Below are 15980 nucleotides of genomic sequence, written 5' to 3'. Positions count from 1 at the left end.
GGTATTCCGCGGCGCGGGCGGTGCTCCGGCCGCCCCCTCACCGCTGGACGGTCCGGCAGGTCGGCGAGCCGGTGCACCGCGCGCCGTGCGCGGTGTGGGCCGCGAGGTCGAGAACGCGAGGGACACGAAGCTGTCGGGACTGCTGCAGGGACGTGGGCAGCCGGATCGAGCAGGGTTCGACTGATATCACCGCTCACCTGGTGGTCGACGGGTGTCCCGCACATGTTCGGGGGCGGCGGTTTCCGGGACCGTCGCCGGAAAGGATCCGCCACGCCGGCAGCCGGTCCGCTCCGACGAGCTCCGTGCGCCGGAGCATCATCTGCAGATGCTCGCCCGGATGGGGTCGGACTCCCGCCCCGGTGTCCAGCAGGACCGCCCTGTCCCGTCCGTCCCGGGTCGTGACCACGGCGTCCGCCCGGTATCCGTAGCGCGGCACTCCCAACTCGACGTCGGCATGTTTTGTGATCAGTGACCTGTGCAGTCGTCGCTGCCAGTCCTCCGTCGGCACGATGCCGACGCCGGCGTGCGATTCGCTCGCGGATGCCAGGTCGGCGCCCACCCCACCGCGCGCCTGCCAGTGCTCCAGGTCGCCGACCACGACCAGCTCCGAACGGGCCCGGGTGATGGCGACGTTCCAGAGGCGGCGTTGTCGAGCGGCCCAGTCGAAACGTCGTGGGTTGCCTCCGTCGTCCGCGGCGACCAGCGAGTACACGATGACGTCCCGTTCGCCTCCCTGGAAGATGTGCGCACTCCCCACCCGGATCCGCGGATCGTCCGCTCCGGCCGTCGCCGGTGCAGCACGGTCACCCAGCTCGCGGTGGATCAGTTCAGCCTGGGCCCGGTAGGGGGTCACGACTCCGATCGAGGTACCTCGCGGACGTCGTTCCTGGAGCTCTCGGGCCACCGCGGCGGCGGCTCTGGCTTCCTCGAGGTTCCGCCAGGAGCTGCCGTTCGAGCCACGGCCGGGGCGGCCGCGCACGTCGAGCCACCTGATCGGCACGGTGGAGGCGGGAAGCCGGCCCGGTGCGTGCACGTCGGTCAGGACGGTGAGCCGGCCGCTGTAGAAGAGGCGGTTGGACAGGTCGGCGATCGCCGGAGCACACCGGTAGTGCTCGTCCAGCAGCAGAGTTTCTCCTGCTGCGTGCGCCGCGGCGTCGAAGGCGGAATGTCTCCGAGGTGACATCCTGTGTTCGACCAGCCACCGTGACGGAACACCGTGGGCGGCGCGTAACCGACGGTCCGTGGCCGCGGCCAGCTTGCAGATGTGCGGCAGCTGCATCGGATCGCCGATGACGAGCGCCCGCCGTGCCCGGTACAGCAGTGGGAGAACTGCTGCGACCGCACACTGGCTCGCCTCGTCGATGATCACCAGGTCGAACCGGGTGGTGGGACCGAACACCCGGGCCGTCAACGAGGTGGCCGCCCAGCCGCCGAGGAAGGGAAGCGCGGACGCGCGTTCTGCCCACGATGCATCGCCGCGGGCGACGCGTTCGACGTGATGCCGGCCGGCTGCGACGCGGTCCCGAACGGTGCGGCGGACGAGTGCGACCGACCTGTCGCGGTGGTCTGCGCGGGTGTGCTCCAGGGTGCTGCGGAGGTAATGATCGGACGGTGCCCGCTCGGCCTCGTCGAGCAGCCGTTCCCAGGTGTCCTGCGCGTCGGCGAGCCGAGACAGATCGATGCACCGCTGTCTCGACTCGTCGCGCTCGGGCACTCCGGCCCGGTCGAGCCAGCGCCGGCGCCGGAACCTGCCGAGGAACCAGGCGGTGGCGAGCCGGTGCGACCGAGCGCCCCATCCCGGGCCCAGCCGCGCGGTGAGATCTGCGGCAGAGCATCGGAACCCGGTCTCGAGCTCCTCGATCCTCGCAGCGGCGTCGACGAGGGCCTGCTCCCGCGCGGCGACCACGCCGATCGTCGTCTCCACCTGCGCGAGTTCCTGCGCGGCGTGGTCGAGCTCGATCCGGAGGGTCTCCACCGTCCGGTCCTGCCGGTCGTCGACCGCGAGCAGCGGGGTGATCTGCCCGGGCTCGGTCTTGCGGTGGGTCTTGTTCCCGGTCCGGATCAGCATGCCGGGCTCGATGTCGGCGCAGCGCCGGTGGACCTCGTTGACGGCCTCGTTGTTGGTCGAGGCGACCAGCACGCTCTGACCCGCGCAGATGGCGGTGGCCACGGCGTTCGCGACCAGCTGGCTCTTCCCCGTCCCGGGTGGGCCGGTGGCGACGGTGAGTCGCCGGGTCATCGCGGAGTCCAGTACCCGGCGTTGCGCCGGGTTCGTGGGTAACGGAGTCACGATCCGGACCGGCCGGCGTTGGGGTTCGGCATCCGCATCCGGTGAGAACAGCGAATCCATCGCCGAGACCTGTGTGTTCCGGGACAATTCGGAGAGATCCTTGCGCAGGCCGGCCGTGATCGCGTGCTGTGCGCCGTCGACGAAGAGGACGGCAGCGTTGCGTGTGCCGTCCCCGGGAGAGGTCAGCCCGAGATCGGTGGCGAGGGCGTCGGCGTCGAGCTGGTGGGTGATCGGCAGCCCGAGCTCGTGGTAGAGGATCGCTCCGGCCTGTTCGGCCATCCTCCGTGCCTCGCCGCGCCGCCACCGTGGCCGGAATGCGGACTGGAGCTGCGCGGCATCCTCCTCGGCGAACCCGGCGACGAGCCCGGGGTGCAGGATCGCCTCGCCGACGGGGCGGAGCGCACCGGGTACACGCAGCTCGACCCGACGGATGAACAGCGGGGCGACCTCGGCGCCGGACCGTGTCCAGCGCACCACACACGGCCAGCCCGCCCAGAGCGTTCCACCGTCGCCGGACACCGCCCGCTCGACGAGGTCCACCGCCTCGTCCGGCACCGGGAACAGGTCGGGCTCGGTGAAGCCGGTCCCACGGCCGGTCAGCGCGCGCTCCATTCCGTGCACCAGAACGTGGCTGTCGCCGTCGGCAGGCAGCATCCCCATCCGCGCTTCGTCAGCGACGACCGTGCCGAAGTACCGCAGTACCTCGGGTACCGACGGCTCGCCCGACAGCTCGGCCGACTCGGCGGCGCTACCAGGATCTTGCTCGGGGTCTCGATCCCGGGCGACACCGTCCGGCAGGTAGGCCAGCGCGATCTGCCCCGCTGATCTCAGTGCGGAGTGCACGGGGGTCTGCGGCGGATCGAGCGCGGCGAGCCTCGAGGTCACGGCCTGGAACAGGTCCTCGACCGATACGAAGTCCCTGGTCGACGAACCGGCGGCCCCTTCTCGGAGTACGTCGACCACGGATCCGATGAACACGGACAGGGCCGCTCCTCCATGGTCCACCTGACGCTCGAACGACAGCTCGGTCGCGTCCGAGGACATCAGGATGTGCACCCCCCGATCCTGGATGCGCAGCCGACGGGCGGCCTGCGGGGCCGATTCCGGGGTGAGTGACTTGGTCCCGCTCGATCGGAACCCGAGGGTGAACGCCCCCGCGTGACACGCGTCGAGGAGCAGGATCCGGTTGTCCGCGATGCAGTCGTCCAGCCGCTCGTTGATGAACTCCGCGCGCACCCCGGATCCGACGTCGGAACGCCGGGTGTCGGTGGCCACCAGCACCAGGTCGTCCGTGTCGCTGAGGACGCCGTGACCGGTGACGACGATCAGCGCGACATCTTCCTCCTCACACCGGCCGCAGAAGTCGCGGATGACGGCTCGCATCGCCTCGGCGCCGAGATCGACGTGCGGTTCGACGACGTAACGTCCGACCGCGGGATCTTCCAGGACCGAGCCGAGTTCCTCGATGTCCCGCCGTGCCGACGGCAGGTCGGCGATCTCCCTGTCCTCGTAGGTGGCGGTTGCGATGAGCAGCGCTCGGCGGGTCACTGCTGCCGGGCACCGTTCGAGTCGGGATCGTCGGCGTTCGGGTCGGGCCGGAACTCGCGGATCGCCCGGAGCTGCTGCTCGGTTGGCTCACCGGCCAGGGTCACCGACCAGTCCCCGTGGGTCATCGTGATCGTGGCACGGCGATCAGGGCGCTGCAGCCAGGCCTGCAGCGCAGTCACCAGTGCGTCGAACGCGGGACGTGCCGTCGCCGCGGCGGTGGCCAGGAGGACGATGTTCTCCACCGTGCCTTTCGACCCCGGTTCCCGGTCCGGGGAAGCGGTGTACAGCTCGGCTGTCACCCCCTGACCTCTGAGTTGCTCGTCGCCGGCGAGCACGCCGTGGAGCTCACGTGTGAAGCGCCGAGTGCGCAACGGATCGTTCCCGGCCCCGACCATGATCATCACGAACGAGAACTCCTACCTGCACGCAGTAGTGGACGGAGGGCAGTCGTCACGAGTCAAAGAGCTACCCGAGGGGGTCTCACCTGGTGTACCCCCAGTCGTGTGATCGCCACGTCGGGTAGTCCGCTGTGGTCGTTTCGGAGCAGCTGCGGATCAACCGGCCTGCTGCCGCCGGAGGTTGTCGAGCATCAGCCCCGCGACCTCGCGGATCCGTGCGCAGGTGCCGTCCACGGTGTGCCGGTCGCGCTCCGCGCCGCGCGGACCGACCTGGAGTTGCGCGCGCAGCGACGCGTCGTCGGCCACGTCGAGCACCACCTGGCAGAACGGCAGACCGGTGGCCGTGGCGGGTGGTGAACTCTGCACCGCTCCGAAACCCGCGACGGTGACGACGGTCGACGTCGGCTCCGCGCCGAGGGCGGCGGATGCGGCGCTGTCGAAGGTCTGCAACGAGTACCCGACGCCGTCGTCGCCCGGCCAGGTACACCCGCGTGAACTCCCGCCGTGGCTCGTTCCCGCGCTGCCCGCGCGCAGGTTCATCGCCTCGAGCTGGTCGTCGGTGAGGCCGGAACACGGATCGACCACCGCGACGTCGAGGGAGTAGGGCCGGTCCGGGAAGACCGAGCCGGAAGCGGACGAGCACCCGGTGACGAGCACCAGGACCAGGGCGGCCATGGCAATCGGGGTCGGCTTCACTGCTCGACCAGGCTCCGGAACGAGTCCTCAAGATCCTGATCGGTGAAGCCGTAGCTGATCGCGGAGAGACGGAGCGCCTCGACGGCTGCTCTCAGCTCCGCGTGCTGAGCCCAGTGGGCGGCGACGATGAGATCGATCTTCTTCTGGAACGACGCGGCCGCGTCGATCGAGACGGGATCCGCGCCGCACGGCTGCAGCCGGAGCGACTGTTGCGCGCCGTAGAGCGCACGTTCGACGTCGTCGGCCTGCTTCCGCAACGATGCGGCGACCTGCAGCACGTTGCCGGTGTGCACCTGCGCGAGGAGGCCGTTGATCGAGCGCTGCTGCTCCGGAGTGGTCGGCATCGGCAGAGCGTAAGGGAGTGTCGGTCCTCCGTGGAGCCGAATGGGTCGGACACCGCCCGCCCCGCGGCCCCCGGTGCCCGACCGCGACCCCACCGGAACCGCCCGGACACCGGAGTCGTCCAAGCCGTATGACTCCCAACGGGGACGGTCCGTGATGACCTCCTACGCCCACGACCCGACCGCGTCCGTGATCGTCGCGACCTGGCCCACCGGCGACGGCACCGTCGCCGCCCGGATCGCCCGCGTCCCCCGCAGCTGGGACGCCGTGCACGCCCGCCGCGCCGCCGGCCTGCTCACCCGGCTCTCCGAGCTGCTCTGGTCGGCCTACGCCGAGGACGAGGCGATCACGATCCAGCCGTTCCGGCTGGTCGAGGCGGTCCGCCTCCCGGAATTCCCGCCCGTCGACCCGGCCCTCATCCCGGAGGAGCGCGACCGGATCGCGCACACCCTGGGTCGCGTCGTGGCCGTGGCACCGGGCCGCGCCTTCGCCGACGCGGTCGTCGACGAGGTCCGGGCCGAGATCGAGGCCGTCCTCGACGCCGACGCGGGCGACCTCACCGGGCGTTCCGCCCAGGCCGTCACACACGTCCGGATCGGGGTGCCCGCCGAGCAGCTGACGCTCGCCCACCGCATCCTGCACGAGGATCCGCTGGGGGCGTGGCGGCTGCTGAGCGAGGTCGAACCGACCGCGGCGGCGACCGCCGCGCTGCGCTGGCTGCGCGCCGCGGCCGCGCAGGTGTCGGCCGTCGTCGGGCATCCGGTCGCCGACGTCGTCGCGCTGGCCGAGGCGATCGAACACGAGGATCTGCCGGTCACCCGGCACGTCCTGCAACCCGGTCACGGGGAGCCGGTGGACGACACCGAGCTCGTCCGGGACCTGCTGCAGGAGGCGGTCCTGGCGGGCCGGGGCCTGTTCGTCGTCTGCCCGGACGCGGCCACCGGCGACGGCACCGGGCACCGGATGCTGCGGACCGTGCTGGATCCGGCCGAGCCGGGGCCGTTCCTGGTCGAGGGGTTGCTGCGCGGCATCCACGGCTGCTTCCGGGTGTACGCCGACGAGCTCACCACCCGGGCGTCCCCGGGGCCGCCGCCCGGGCCGGAGCTGCGGCTGCGGTTCACCGCCGAGCTCCGGCGGGCGGTGTTTCCTGCTTGACGATCCCCGTTTCGTCCCGCTCTGCTGGTGTTCGGGGGATTCACGAGGGGGGAGACATGACTGTCGAGGGGGGACGCCCACGCCTGACCGGCCCGGTCGGGCTGACCGGGCGGGCACCGGCGCCGGACCTGGCACGGGGCTTCATGCTGTTGCTGATCGCGCTCGCGAACACGCCGTTCTACCTGTACGGCCGCGCGCACTCGCTCACCGGCTTCCATCCGGTGGACGGCTCGGTCGCGGACCGGATCGTGCAGGCGGTGCTGATCACGGGCGTCGACATGCGGGTGTACCCGATGTTCGCGTTCCTGTTCGGCTACGGCCTGGCCGTGATCTACCGGCGGCAGGGCGAGAACGGGGTACCGGAGCGGGAGGCGTTCCGGCTGCTGCAGCGGCGCAACCTGTGGCTTCTGGTGTTCGGGTTCGTGCACGCGCTGCTGCTGTGGGGCGGTGACGTGCTCGGCGCCTACGGCCTGTGCGGGCTGGTGCTGGTGTGGCTGTTCGTCCGGCGGGCGGACCGGACGCTGCTGGTGTGGGCCGGGATCGGTGCCGCCGTGCTGTTGCTGCTCGCGATGCTGTCGGTGCTCGGCGCCCTGGCCACGCTGTCCGCCGGGACGGCGGCGCAGGCCACCGGCGGGATCCCGGACTTCGTGACCGCCTCCGCGTCGTCGGAGAGCGTGCTCGCCGCGATGGGGGCGCGGATGCTGCTGTGGCCGTTCATCGTGCTGGTGCAGGGGCTGCTGGGGCTCGCGGTGCCGGTGGCGATCCTGCTCGGCTTCTGGGCGGCGCGGCGCCGGATCCTGGAACGGCCGGGAGAGCACCGCCGGCTGCTGTGGATCACCGCGGTCGGCGGGATCGCGGTCGGCTGGCTCGGCGGGCTCCCGCACGCGCTGGCGCACGTCGGCGTGCTCGGCGGTCTGGACCAGGTCATGTGGGTGTTCTCCACCACCCAGATGGTCACCGGGGTGGCCTGCGGGATCGGCTACGTGGCGCTGTTCGGGCTGATCGGGGACCGGCTCTCCGGGCGCGAGCCCGGGCCGGTCGGCTTCGCGATCAGCGCGGTCGGGAAGCGGTCGCTGACCTGCTACCTGGGCCAGTCGGTGCTGTGCGCCCCGCTGCTGGCGGCCTGGGGGCTCGGGCTGGGCGCGGTGCTCGGCAGCGCGACGACGGCGCTGTTCGCGACCGGGGTCTGGCTGGTCACGCTGGCCTACGCGGTCGTGCTGGAGCGGCGGGGGAGCCCGGGCCCGGCCGAGGCGCTGCTGCGCAGGCTGGTCTACCGCACCCCGGCTCAGGGGCGCGGCCGGTAGGCGCTCGGCGGCACCCCGTACGCGGCCCGGAAGGCCCGGCTGAACCCGGCCAGGTCGGTGAAGCCGTTGCGCCGGGCGACCTGCCCGACCGGCGTCGCGGCGAGCCGCGGATCGGCGAGATCGCGGCGGGCCCGGTCCAGCCGGGCCCGCCGGATCCGCCGGGTCACCGACTCGCCGGAACCGGCGAACAACCGGTGCAGCTGCCGGGTGGAGACGAAGTGCGCCGCGGCGATCGACGCCGGGCCCAGGTCGGGATCGGCGAGGTGCTCGTCGAGGTAGCGCTCGACCCGGACCCGCAGGTCGGCGTGCGCCCGCTCACCGACGGCGGGCGGGGCCAGCTCACCGGCCAGCGTCCCGACCAGCCCACCGACCTCGTCGGCGACCCGCATCGCGCCGGGGGCGCTGAGCGACGGCGGATCGCGGACCAGGCCGCGCAGCACCCCGGCGACGACCGCCCCCAGGCCGGCCCGGGTGTCGAAGCGCCGCGCGGTGGCGGCCGCCGACTCGCCGCCGGTCAGGTCGATCGCGTCCCGCGGCCAGGTGAAGACCAGCAGCTCCCAGTCCCCGCCCAGCTGCCAGGCGAACGGCCGTTCCGTCTCGTAGAGGGCGAGCTGACCGGGATGCAGGACGGCCCGTCTGCCGTCCTGGTCGAGCACCGCCGTCCCCCGGGCCAGCATCCCGACCTGCAGGAACCGCCGGTCGTCCCGGTGGGCCAGCTGCGGGGTCCGCCGGCAGGTCTGCGGCACCGACGACACCCGGGAGACCTGCAGGTGGGCCAGCGTCGCGCTGTCCACGGCACCGGCGAACGATCCGCCGCGCCTGCGGTCCGGGGCCACGTCGAGTGCGACGAAGTCGTGCCGCAACGCCTCGCGCCACTCGTCGCAGCGCCGGGTCCGGGACGCGACCGGCGCCGCACCGGGGGACAGGACCACGGGGGCACCTCCGCATCACTCGGCCGCGGACCCGAGTCCACCCCTCGGGCGCCGCCGGGTCAATGCCTGTCGCCCAGTGGCAACAAACGGGCACGCTGCGCGAAACGGGACCCTGCCGCCGGACCCGATGCTGGCGTCACCACCACCGGAGGAGTCCCGCGATGACCACCATCCCCGAGCTGCCGCTGACCGACCTGAACGGCTCCGGCACCCGCCGCGCCATCTGCCCGCACGACTGCCCGGACGGCTGCGCGATGACGGTGACCGTCGAGAACGGCCGGGCCACCGCCGTCCGCGGCGACAAGGAGCACCCCTTCACCCGGGGCGGGCTCTGCGTGAAGGTCAACAACTACGTCGACCGGGTGTACAGCCCGGACCGGGTGACGACGCCGCTGCGACGGACCGGCCCGAAGGGGTCCGGCCGGTTCGAGCCGATCACCTGGGACGAGGCGCTGGGGACGATCTCGTCGACCTGGAAGCAGGTGATCGACGAGCACGGCCCCGAGGCCGTCATGCCGGTCAGCTACCTGGGCACCCAGGGCACGCTGAACGGGCTCAACGTCGGTGACCCGTTCTTCAACCGGATGGGCGCCACCGTCAGTGAGCGCACCTACTGCGACTCCGGTGCGTCCACCGCGTACGTGATGAGCGTCGGCCCCACCGCGGGCGTCGACCCGGAGAGCCTTGTGCACTCCCGCTACATCGTCATCTGGGCGTGCAACATGGTGTCCACCAACCTGCACCTGTGGCCGTTCGTGGCGCAGGCGCAGCGCAACGGCGCGAAGGTCGTCGTGATCGACCCGGTCAAGCACCGCACCGCCGCGCGCGCCGACTGGCACATCCCGATCCGCCCCGGGACCGACGGAGCGCTCGCGATGGCACTCATCCACGTGATCATCACCGAGGGGCTGACCGACCGGGACTACGTGGAGCAGCACACCCTCGGCGTCGACGAACTGGCCGAGCGGGTCCGTGACTGCACCCCCGAGTGGGCCGAGGCGGAGACCGGGATCCCGGCCGACGACATCCGCACGCTGGCCCGCGAGTACGCGGCCGGGCAGCCGTCGATGATCCGGATCGGGGTGGCGATCGAGCGGCACCCCGGCGGCGGCTCCACGGTCCGGGCGATCTCCTGCCTGCCCGGCCTGGTCGGGGCGTGGCGCAAGCCCGGCGGCGGGCTGCTCGCGCTGCCGCTGTGGGCGTTCCCGGTGAACTGGGACGCGCTGTCCCGGCCGGAGCTGCGGCCCGAGGGCACCCGGATCGTCAACCAGTTCCACCTGGGACGGGCGCTGGCCGGGGAGATCGACGGGCCGCCGGTGCAGGCGCTGATGGTCTACAACTCGAACCCGGTCGTCGTCTGCCCGGACCAGGAGAAGGTGCTCGCCGGGCTGGCCCGCGACGACCTGTTCACCGTCGTCTCCGAGCAGTTCCTCACCGACACCGCGCTGTACGCCGACATCGTGCTGCCCGCGACGACCCAGCTGGAACAGACCGACATCATGTTCTCCTGGGGGCACTTCTACATCGGGCTGAACCGGCCGTCCATCCCGCCGGTCGGCGAGGCGATCAGCAACGTCGAGCTGTTCCGGCGGCTCGCCGCCGCGATGGGCTACGACGACGACTGCTTCCGGATGACCGACGACGAGCTGATCGCCGCCGCCTACGACTGGTCGGCGCCGGCACTCGAGGGCATCACGCCTGCGTCGCTCGCCGAGACCGGCTGGGCCCGGCTGAACCTGCCCGGCCCGGACACCTACGCCCCGCACGCCGAGGGTGGGTTCCCGACGCCGTCCGGCCGGCACGAGTTCCTGTCCGGCGCCGCCGCCGGCGGCGACTTCGTGCTCCCGCTGTTCCGGCAGGGCTCGAACGAGTTCCAGCCCGGCGGCGTCGTCGATCCGCTGCCCCGCTACGTGCCGCCGGTCGGCACCGACGGCGTGCACCCGCTGTCGCTGATCTCGCCGAAGTCACACGCCTACATCAACTCCAGCTTCGCGAACCTGCCCGCCCAGCAGCGGGCGCAGGGCGAGCCGTCCGGCTGGCTGCACCCGGACGACGCCGCCGACCGCGAGCTGGCCGACGGCGACCTGATGCGGGTGTTCAACGACCGCGGCGAGATCCTGGTCCGGGCCGTCGTCACCGCCGACGTCACCCGCGGCGTGGTGATGGCGAACATGGGCGCCTGGCGCGCCCAGACCAAGGGGCAGGCGACGGTGAACGCGATCAACCCGACCGGGTTCGCCGATCTCGGCCACGCACCCACCTTCTCCGACACCAAGGTTCAGGTGGAACGCGCGTAGCCGGCGACGGCGCTCATCAGCAGCGACGCCGCCGCGAGCAGCGCGAGCGCCACCGGCAGCCCGACCACCGGGGCGAACCCGCCGATCGTGGCGGCGCCGACGCCGGCGCCGGTCAGGAAGCACAGCGTCGCGACCCCGATCGCGCCGCTGCGCCGGTCGTCGGGCACGGCGTCGCCGACGGCGGCGATCATCGCGGGCTGGCCGGTGCCGAACGCCAGCGTCACCAGCATCGGCGCCACCGCCAGCAGCCACGGCAGGTGCCAGGTGACACCGGCGACGGCGACGAGCAGACCGACCGTCGTCGTCGCGCAGGCCGCGGTGAGCGTGCGCCGGGCGCCGATCCGGGACTGCAGCACGGCCGACAGCGCCGGGCAGGCCAGCGCGACGAACGCCGCGGGGACCAGCACCAGGCCGGTGGCCAGCGGCGTCCAGCCGCGCTCGGCCAGCTCCAGCGGGATGCCCAGCAGCAGCGCGAACCAGGCGGCCGGGACGACCGCGGCGCACACCGCGCTGCGCACCACCGCCGGGTTCCGGATCACCGCGCGGGGCAGGAACCCGTCGGGCCGGCGGCGCACCCAGGCCGCGGTCGCCGGGACGCCGAGGGCGAGCAGCACCGCGCCGACCACCGCGGCGGCCGTCCCGGCGCTCGGTGACTGGACGAGCAGCACCAGCCCGGTCACCGCGGTCGCCACGATCACCGCACCGACCAGGTCCGGCCGCGCCCCGTCCCCGCGGACGGCCGAGCGCCGCCACAGGTAGGGCACGGTGAGCAGGCCGATCGCCGGCAGTGCGACGGCCGCCCGCCAGCCGCCCGCCGTGGTCAGCGCGCCGCCGATCAGCGGGCCGAGCGCGGACAGCAGCGCCGAGGTGCCGGCCAGTCTGCCCAGCGCGCCGCCCCGCCGGTCCGCCGGCAGCCGGGCGCTGAGCAGCGCCGCCGCGAGGACCGGGACCGACGCCGCCCCGAGGCCCTGCACCACCCGGGCGGCCATGAGCACCCCGAAGTTCGGGGCCAGCGCCGCCGTCAGCGCTCCGAGCCCGAGCAGCGCGATGCCGGCGCAGAGCGGGCCGCGGATGCCGACGGTGTCGGCGAGGCGCCCGTGCACCGGGGTCGCCACGGCCAGCGCGACCGTGTACCCGGTGACCATCCAGGTCGAGGCCGCCGTCGTCACGTCCAGTTCGGCGGCCAGCTGCGGCAGCGCCACCGTCACGCCGGAGGTGGACATGCCGGCCAGGCCGAACAGCAGCCCCAGCACCACCGCGAGCAGCCCGGTGCGGGCCGGGGAGGTCGTCGTCACCGACCGATCCTCATCCACGCCCCCGACAGTTGCATGCCGGTTCCGGTGTTGGATGTGCGGGATGACGATCAGGGACGCCACGGCCGAGGACGCCGACTCCTGCGCGACGATCTACGCGCCCTACGTCCGGGACACCACGATCAGCTTCGAGACCGAGCCGCCCGGGCCGGTCGAGATGGCCGAGCGGATCGCCGACGCGCAGCAACGGCACGCCTGGCTGGTCGCCACCGACGACGAGGGCCGGATCGTCGGCTACGCCTACGGGGCACCGTTCAAGGCCCGCGCGGCCTACCGCTGGACCTGCGAGGTCAGCGTGTACCTGGAGCCCGGCGCCCGCGGCCGGGGCACCGGACGGGCGTTGTACGAGGCGCTGCTCGCCCGGCTCGCCGAGCGGGGCCTGGCCATCGCCGTCGCGGTGATGACGCTGCCGAACGAGGCGAGCGAGGCGTTGCACCGCGGCCTCGGGTTCACCGAGGTGGGAGTGTTCGAGGGGGTGGGGTGGAAGCACGACGGCTGGCGGGATGTCGCGTGGTACCGGCGGTCGCTGCGTGGAGAGCTGGGCGGGGGTCCGGGCGAGGGCTGAGCGGGCCGGGCGACTCGGGTCGCCGGCACATCGCCGCAGGTCAGAGCTTTGCGATCGCAAACGACTGCTCGATGTCGAATGCATGTTCGAGTAATCTCGGTTCCATGACCGCGGTCCACGACCCTCCACTCCCGACCGACACCCCCGATGTCGACGAGCCCGGATTCCCACGGATCGATCTCGCCCTCATCCAGCTCGTGATCGAGCACGCCGCCCGCACCACCGAGCCGTCCGGAGCCGCCGAGCCGTCCGGAAGCGCCGGGCAGTCACGCTGCACCGAGGCGGAGCTGATCGACCAGATCCAGCAGATCGAGTCCCTGCAGAACTGTGTCGCCGCGCTGCAGGCGTCCCGGATCCGCGCGTTCGCCCGCGAGCACGTCGGCAACGGCATCGCCGCCGGGCGCACCGATCCGGAGCGCCTGGAACGGGGCGCGGTCGCGCAGGTCGTGCTGGCCTGCCACCAAGGTCGCGACGGTGGTGGCCGCGTGCTTCGATCTCGATCCCGGCTCGCCGCTGCCCGCCGAGATCCCCGGCCACGGCCCGGTCCCGGTCGAGCTGCTCGCCACCACCACCGGCCGGAAGACCGTGCGGCGGCTGCTCACCCGGGCGGGCACGGTGATCGGCGGGGAGTCACGCCGCCGCACCTTCACCGGGCTGCTCGCCGAGCTGGTCCGGGCGAGGGACGGCAACCGGTGCACCGAGCCGTACTGCGACGCACCGATCCGGCACGTCGACCACATCCGGCGGGTCGCCGACGGTGGCCGCACCACGCTCGACAACGGGCGCGGCACCTGCGCGTTCCACAACCACGTCCGCGAGCAAACCGGGTGGCGGGTCGAGCGCACCCCCGACGGGGTGCGCACGACCACGCCGACCGGGCACAGCTACCTCACGCCTTCTCGAGCTCCGAATGAAGCTTGAGCACGGTCTGCCCGTCGTCCTGCTCCAGGACGTAGGCGGGATTGTCCTCGGTGCCGTTGCGGGACTGGACACTGCCGTTGATCGTGCGCTCGATGCGGTCGGTGGCCCAGTCGGCGACGGTGCCCTCCGGCCGGCCGTTGCCCCAGTTCCACGCGACCCGGGTGCCCTTGGCGAACTTCCTCGTCATGGCGGCGGATGCGTCGTCACCAGATCCGGACGCGCCGGCCCGGCTCGGTGAACAGGGCGTCGTCCTCGGTGACCCCGAACGCCTCGTGGAAGGTGTCCAGGTTCGTCACGACCGCGTTGCAGCGCAGGTCCGGCGGCGAGTGCGGGTCGGTCGCGAGCCGGCGGATCGCCTCGGCGTCACGGGTGACGGCCCGCCACACCTGGGCCCAGCCGAACAGCACCCGCTGCTCGCCGGTCAGCCCGTCGATCACCGGCGGCTCGCCGCTCTCGTTGGCGATCGCGTAGGCCTTCAGCGCGATGGTCAGGCCGCCGAGGTCGCCGATGTTCTCGCCGACGGTGAGCGCGCCGTTGACCTTGTGGTCGGGCAGGCCCTTCGGGGACAGCGCCGAGTACTGGTCGATCAGCATCTGCGCGCGGGACTCGAACTCCTTGCGGTCGGCGGTCTCCCACCAGTCGGTCAGGTTGCCGTCGCCGTCGTAGCGGGAGCCCTGGTCGTCGAAGCCGTGGCCGATCTCGTGCCCGATCACCGCGCCGATGCCGCCGTAGTTGGCGGCGTCGTCGGCGTCGGCGTCGAAGAACGGGGGCTGCAGGATCGCGGCCGGGAAGACGATCTCGTTGAGCCGCGGGTGGTAGTAGGCGTTGACCGTCTGCGGGGTCATCAGCCATTCCTGGTGGTCCACCGGCCCGCCGAGCTTCGAGTACTCGTGGTCGTGCCGCCACTCCGCGGCCCGGCCCGCGTTGCCGAGCAGGTCGGCCGGGTCGATCTGGAGGGCCGAGTAGTCCTTCCACTTCTCCGGGTAGCCGACCTTCGGGGTGAACTTGCCGAGCTTGTCCAGCGCCCGCTCGCGGGTCTCCGGGCTCATCCAGTCCAGGGTGGTGATCGACTGCCGGTAGGCCTCGACGACGTTGGCGACGAGCTCCTCGATGCGCTCCTTCGCCTTCGGCGGGAAGTGCCGCTCCACGTAGATCTGCGCGACCGCCTCGCCGAGCGCGCCCTCGACCAGCGACACGCCGCGCTTCCAGCGCTCCCGCAGCTCGGGGGTGCCGGAGAGGGTGCGGCCGTAGAACGCGAAGTCCTCCTCGACGAGCTCCGACGACAGGTGGTCGGCGCAGGCGGAGATGACGTGCAGTGCCAGCCACGCCTGCCACTGCTCGAGCGGCCGGTCGGCCCACAGCGCGCCGGCCTCGGTGACGAAGCTGGGCTGCCGGACGATCACCTCGTCGTAGGAGTGCGCCGGGACGCCGAGCGCGGCCTCCCACTCGGCCCAGTCGAAGCCGGGCGCGGTCTCGCGGAGCTGCTCGCGGGTGAGCAGCGTGTAGGTCTTCTCGGCGTCCCGGTTGGTGACGTTGTCCCAGCTCGCGGCGGCCAGCGCCGTCTCCAGCTCCATGACCTGCTCGGCGACCCGGGCCGGCTCGGCGAGCCCGACCAGCTCGGCGAGCCGCTGCAGGTGCTCGACGTAGGCGGCGCGGATCTCGGCGGAGCCGTCCTCCCGGTAGTACGCCTCGTCGGGCAGGCCCAGCCCGGACTGGTTGAGGTTCACCAGGTAGCGGGAGGAGTCCTTGAGGTCGGTGGCGATGAACTCGCCGAACAGCGCGGCCCGCCCCTCCCGCTGGCGGCGGCCCAGCACCGCGGCCAGCTCGGCCTTGCCGGTGGCGGCGTGGATCTCGTCGAGCAGCGGGCGCAGCGGCTCCACGCCGAGCTGCTCGACCCGCTCGGTGTCCATGAACGAGCGGTAGAGGTCGCCGATCCGGCGGGCGTCGGTGCCCGGCTCGGCGGAGCCCGCCGCGCATTCCTCGACGATCGCCCGCACCTGCTCCTCGGCGCGGTCGCGCAGCACCCGGAAGGCGCCGTCCTGTGCGCGGTCCTCGGGGATCTCGTGGGTCTCCAGCCACCGGCCGTTGACGTGGGCGAACAGATCGTCCTGCGGGCGCACCTCCGGGTCGACCCAGGTCAGGTCGAGGCCGGAGCGCCGGGTTCCCGGAGCGGGCTCGGTGGTCGTCATGTCCCCATCCTGCCCGCCGGGACCGACGGT

The 15980-nt window shown here is 72.7% G+C and carries 14 protein-coding genes; 5 read left to right on the top strand and 9 right to left on the bottom strand.

Annotated features, from left to right (window positions below):
- Positions 1–193: 193 nt before the first annotated feature.
- The 4 genes from ABZ881_RS13870 to ABZ881_RS13855 form a co-directional block, all read right to left on the bottom strand.
- Complete coding sequence (locus ABZ881_RS13870) at positions 194–3838, bottom strand: AAA domain-containing protein (RefSeq protein ID WP_358484567.1); 3645 nt, start codon at positions 3836–3838, stop codon at positions 194–196.
- Positions 3835–4233, bottom strand: a complete 399-nt coding sequence (locus ABZ881_RS13865; protein ID WP_358484565.1) for a hypothetical protein — start codon at positions 4231–4233, stop codon at positions 3835–3837. Before ABZ881_RS13865 ends, ABZ881_RS13870 begins: the two co-directional genes overlap by 4 nt.
- A gap of 159 nt (positions 4234–4392) precedes the next feature.
- Entirely contained in the window at positions 4393–4911 is a 519-nt protein-coding gene (locus tag ABZ881_RS13860) for a DUF3558 family protein (RefSeq protein WP_358484562.1), read from the bottom strand.
- 17 nt (positions 4912–4928) lie between these two features.
- The gene (locus ABZ881_RS13855) at positions 4929–5276 is read right to left on the bottom strand and encodes a PE domain-containing protein (RefSeq protein WP_358484560.1); all 348 of its coding nucleotides are present in this window, start codon (positions 5274–5276) and stop codon (positions 4929–4931) included.
- Positions 5277–5430: 154 nt separating this feature from the next.
- Here ABZ881_RS13855 and ABZ881_RS13850 point away from each other — a divergent pair, with 154 nt between their 5' ends.
- Complete coding sequence (locus ABZ881_RS13850; RefSeq protein ID WP_358484558.1) at positions 5431–6429, top strand: hypothetical protein; 999 nt, start codon at positions 5431–5433, stop codon at positions 6427–6429.
- Between the two features lie 56 nt (positions 6430–6485).
- On the top strand, positions 6486–7733 hold the full coding sequence (locus tag ABZ881_RS13845; RefSeq protein ID WP_358484555.1) for a DUF418 domain-containing protein: 1248 nt from the start codon (positions 6486–6488) through the stop codon (positions 7731–7733).
- Here the strand turns inward: ABZ881_RS13845 and ABZ881_RS13840 are convergent.
- Positions 7715–8665: a helix-turn-helix domain-containing protein gene (locus ABZ881_RS13840; RefSeq protein ID WP_358484554.1), complete on the bottom strand. Its 951-nt coding sequence runs from the start codon at positions 8663–8665 to the stop codon at positions 7715–7717. The two genes, ABZ881_RS13845 and ABZ881_RS13840, sit on opposite strands and share 19 nt — an antisense overlap.
- A gap of 161 nt (positions 8666–8826) precedes the next feature.
- Here ABZ881_RS13840 and ABZ881_RS13835 point away from each other — a divergent pair, with 161 nt between their 5' ends.
- Positions 8827–10962, top strand: coding sequence for a molybdopterin-dependent oxidoreductase (locus ABZ881_RS13835; protein ID WP_358484553.1), 2136 nt, complete (start codon positions 8827–8829; stop codon positions 10960–10962).
- Here the strand turns inward: ABZ881_RS13835 and ABZ881_RS13830 are convergent.
- Complete coding sequence (locus tag ABZ881_RS13830; RefSeq protein ID WP_358484552.1) at positions 10944–12257, bottom strand: MFS transporter; 1314 nt, start codon at positions 12255–12257, stop codon at positions 10944–10946. The genes ABZ881_RS13835 and ABZ881_RS13830 overlap by 19 nt on opposite strands.
- A gap of 61 nt (positions 12258–12318) precedes the next feature.
- Between ABZ881_RS13830 and ABZ881_RS13825 the strand changes: the two genes are divergently transcribed.
- Positions 12319–12840: an N-acetyltransferase family protein gene (locus tag ABZ881_RS13825; protein WP_358484550.1), complete on the top strand. Its 522-nt coding sequence runs from the start codon at positions 12319–12321 to the stop codon at positions 12838–12840.
- A gap of 266 nt (positions 12841–13106) precedes the next feature.
- Here the strand turns inward: ABZ881_RS13825 and ABZ881_RS13820 are convergent, their stop codons facing one another.
- The gene (locus ABZ881_RS13820) at positions 13107–13301 is read right to left on the bottom strand and encodes a hypothetical protein (protein ID WP_358484548.1); all 195 of its coding nucleotides are present in this window, start codon (positions 13299–13301) and stop codon (positions 13107–13109) included.
- 13 nt (positions 13302–13314) lie between these two features.
- Between ABZ881_RS13820 and ABZ881_RS13815 the strand changes: the two genes are divergently transcribed.
- Entirely contained in the window at positions 13315–13761 is a 447-nt protein-coding gene (locus ABZ881_RS13815) for an HNH endonuclease signature motif containing protein (RefSeq protein ID WP_358484546.1), read from the top strand.
- Here ABZ881_RS13815 and ABZ881_RS13810 read toward each other — a convergent pair.
- Positions 13730–13948, bottom strand: coding sequence for a DUF2945 domain-containing protein (locus tag ABZ881_RS13810; protein ID WP_344022321.1), 219 nt, complete (start codon positions 13946–13948; stop codon positions 13730–13732). The genes ABZ881_RS13815 and ABZ881_RS13810 overlap by 32 nt on opposite strands.
- A gap of 16 nt (positions 13949–13964) precedes the next feature.
- On the bottom strand, positions 13965–15950 hold the full coding sequence (locus ABZ881_RS13805; RefSeq protein ID WP_358484544.1) for a M13-type metalloendopeptidase: 1986 nt from the start codon (positions 15948–15950) through the stop codon (positions 13965–13967).
- Positions 15951–15980: the final 30 nt, after the last annotated feature.

Source organism: Pseudonocardia sp. NPDC046786 (assembly GCF_040645415.1).
GTDB classification, from domain to species: domain Bacteria; phylum Actinomycetota; class Actinomycetes; order Mycobacteriales; family Pseudonocardiaceae; genus Pseudonocardia; species Pseudonocardia kongjuensis.
Note: the sequence above shows the minus strand (reverse complement) of the source record. Positions and strands in the feature narration are given on the sequence as shown.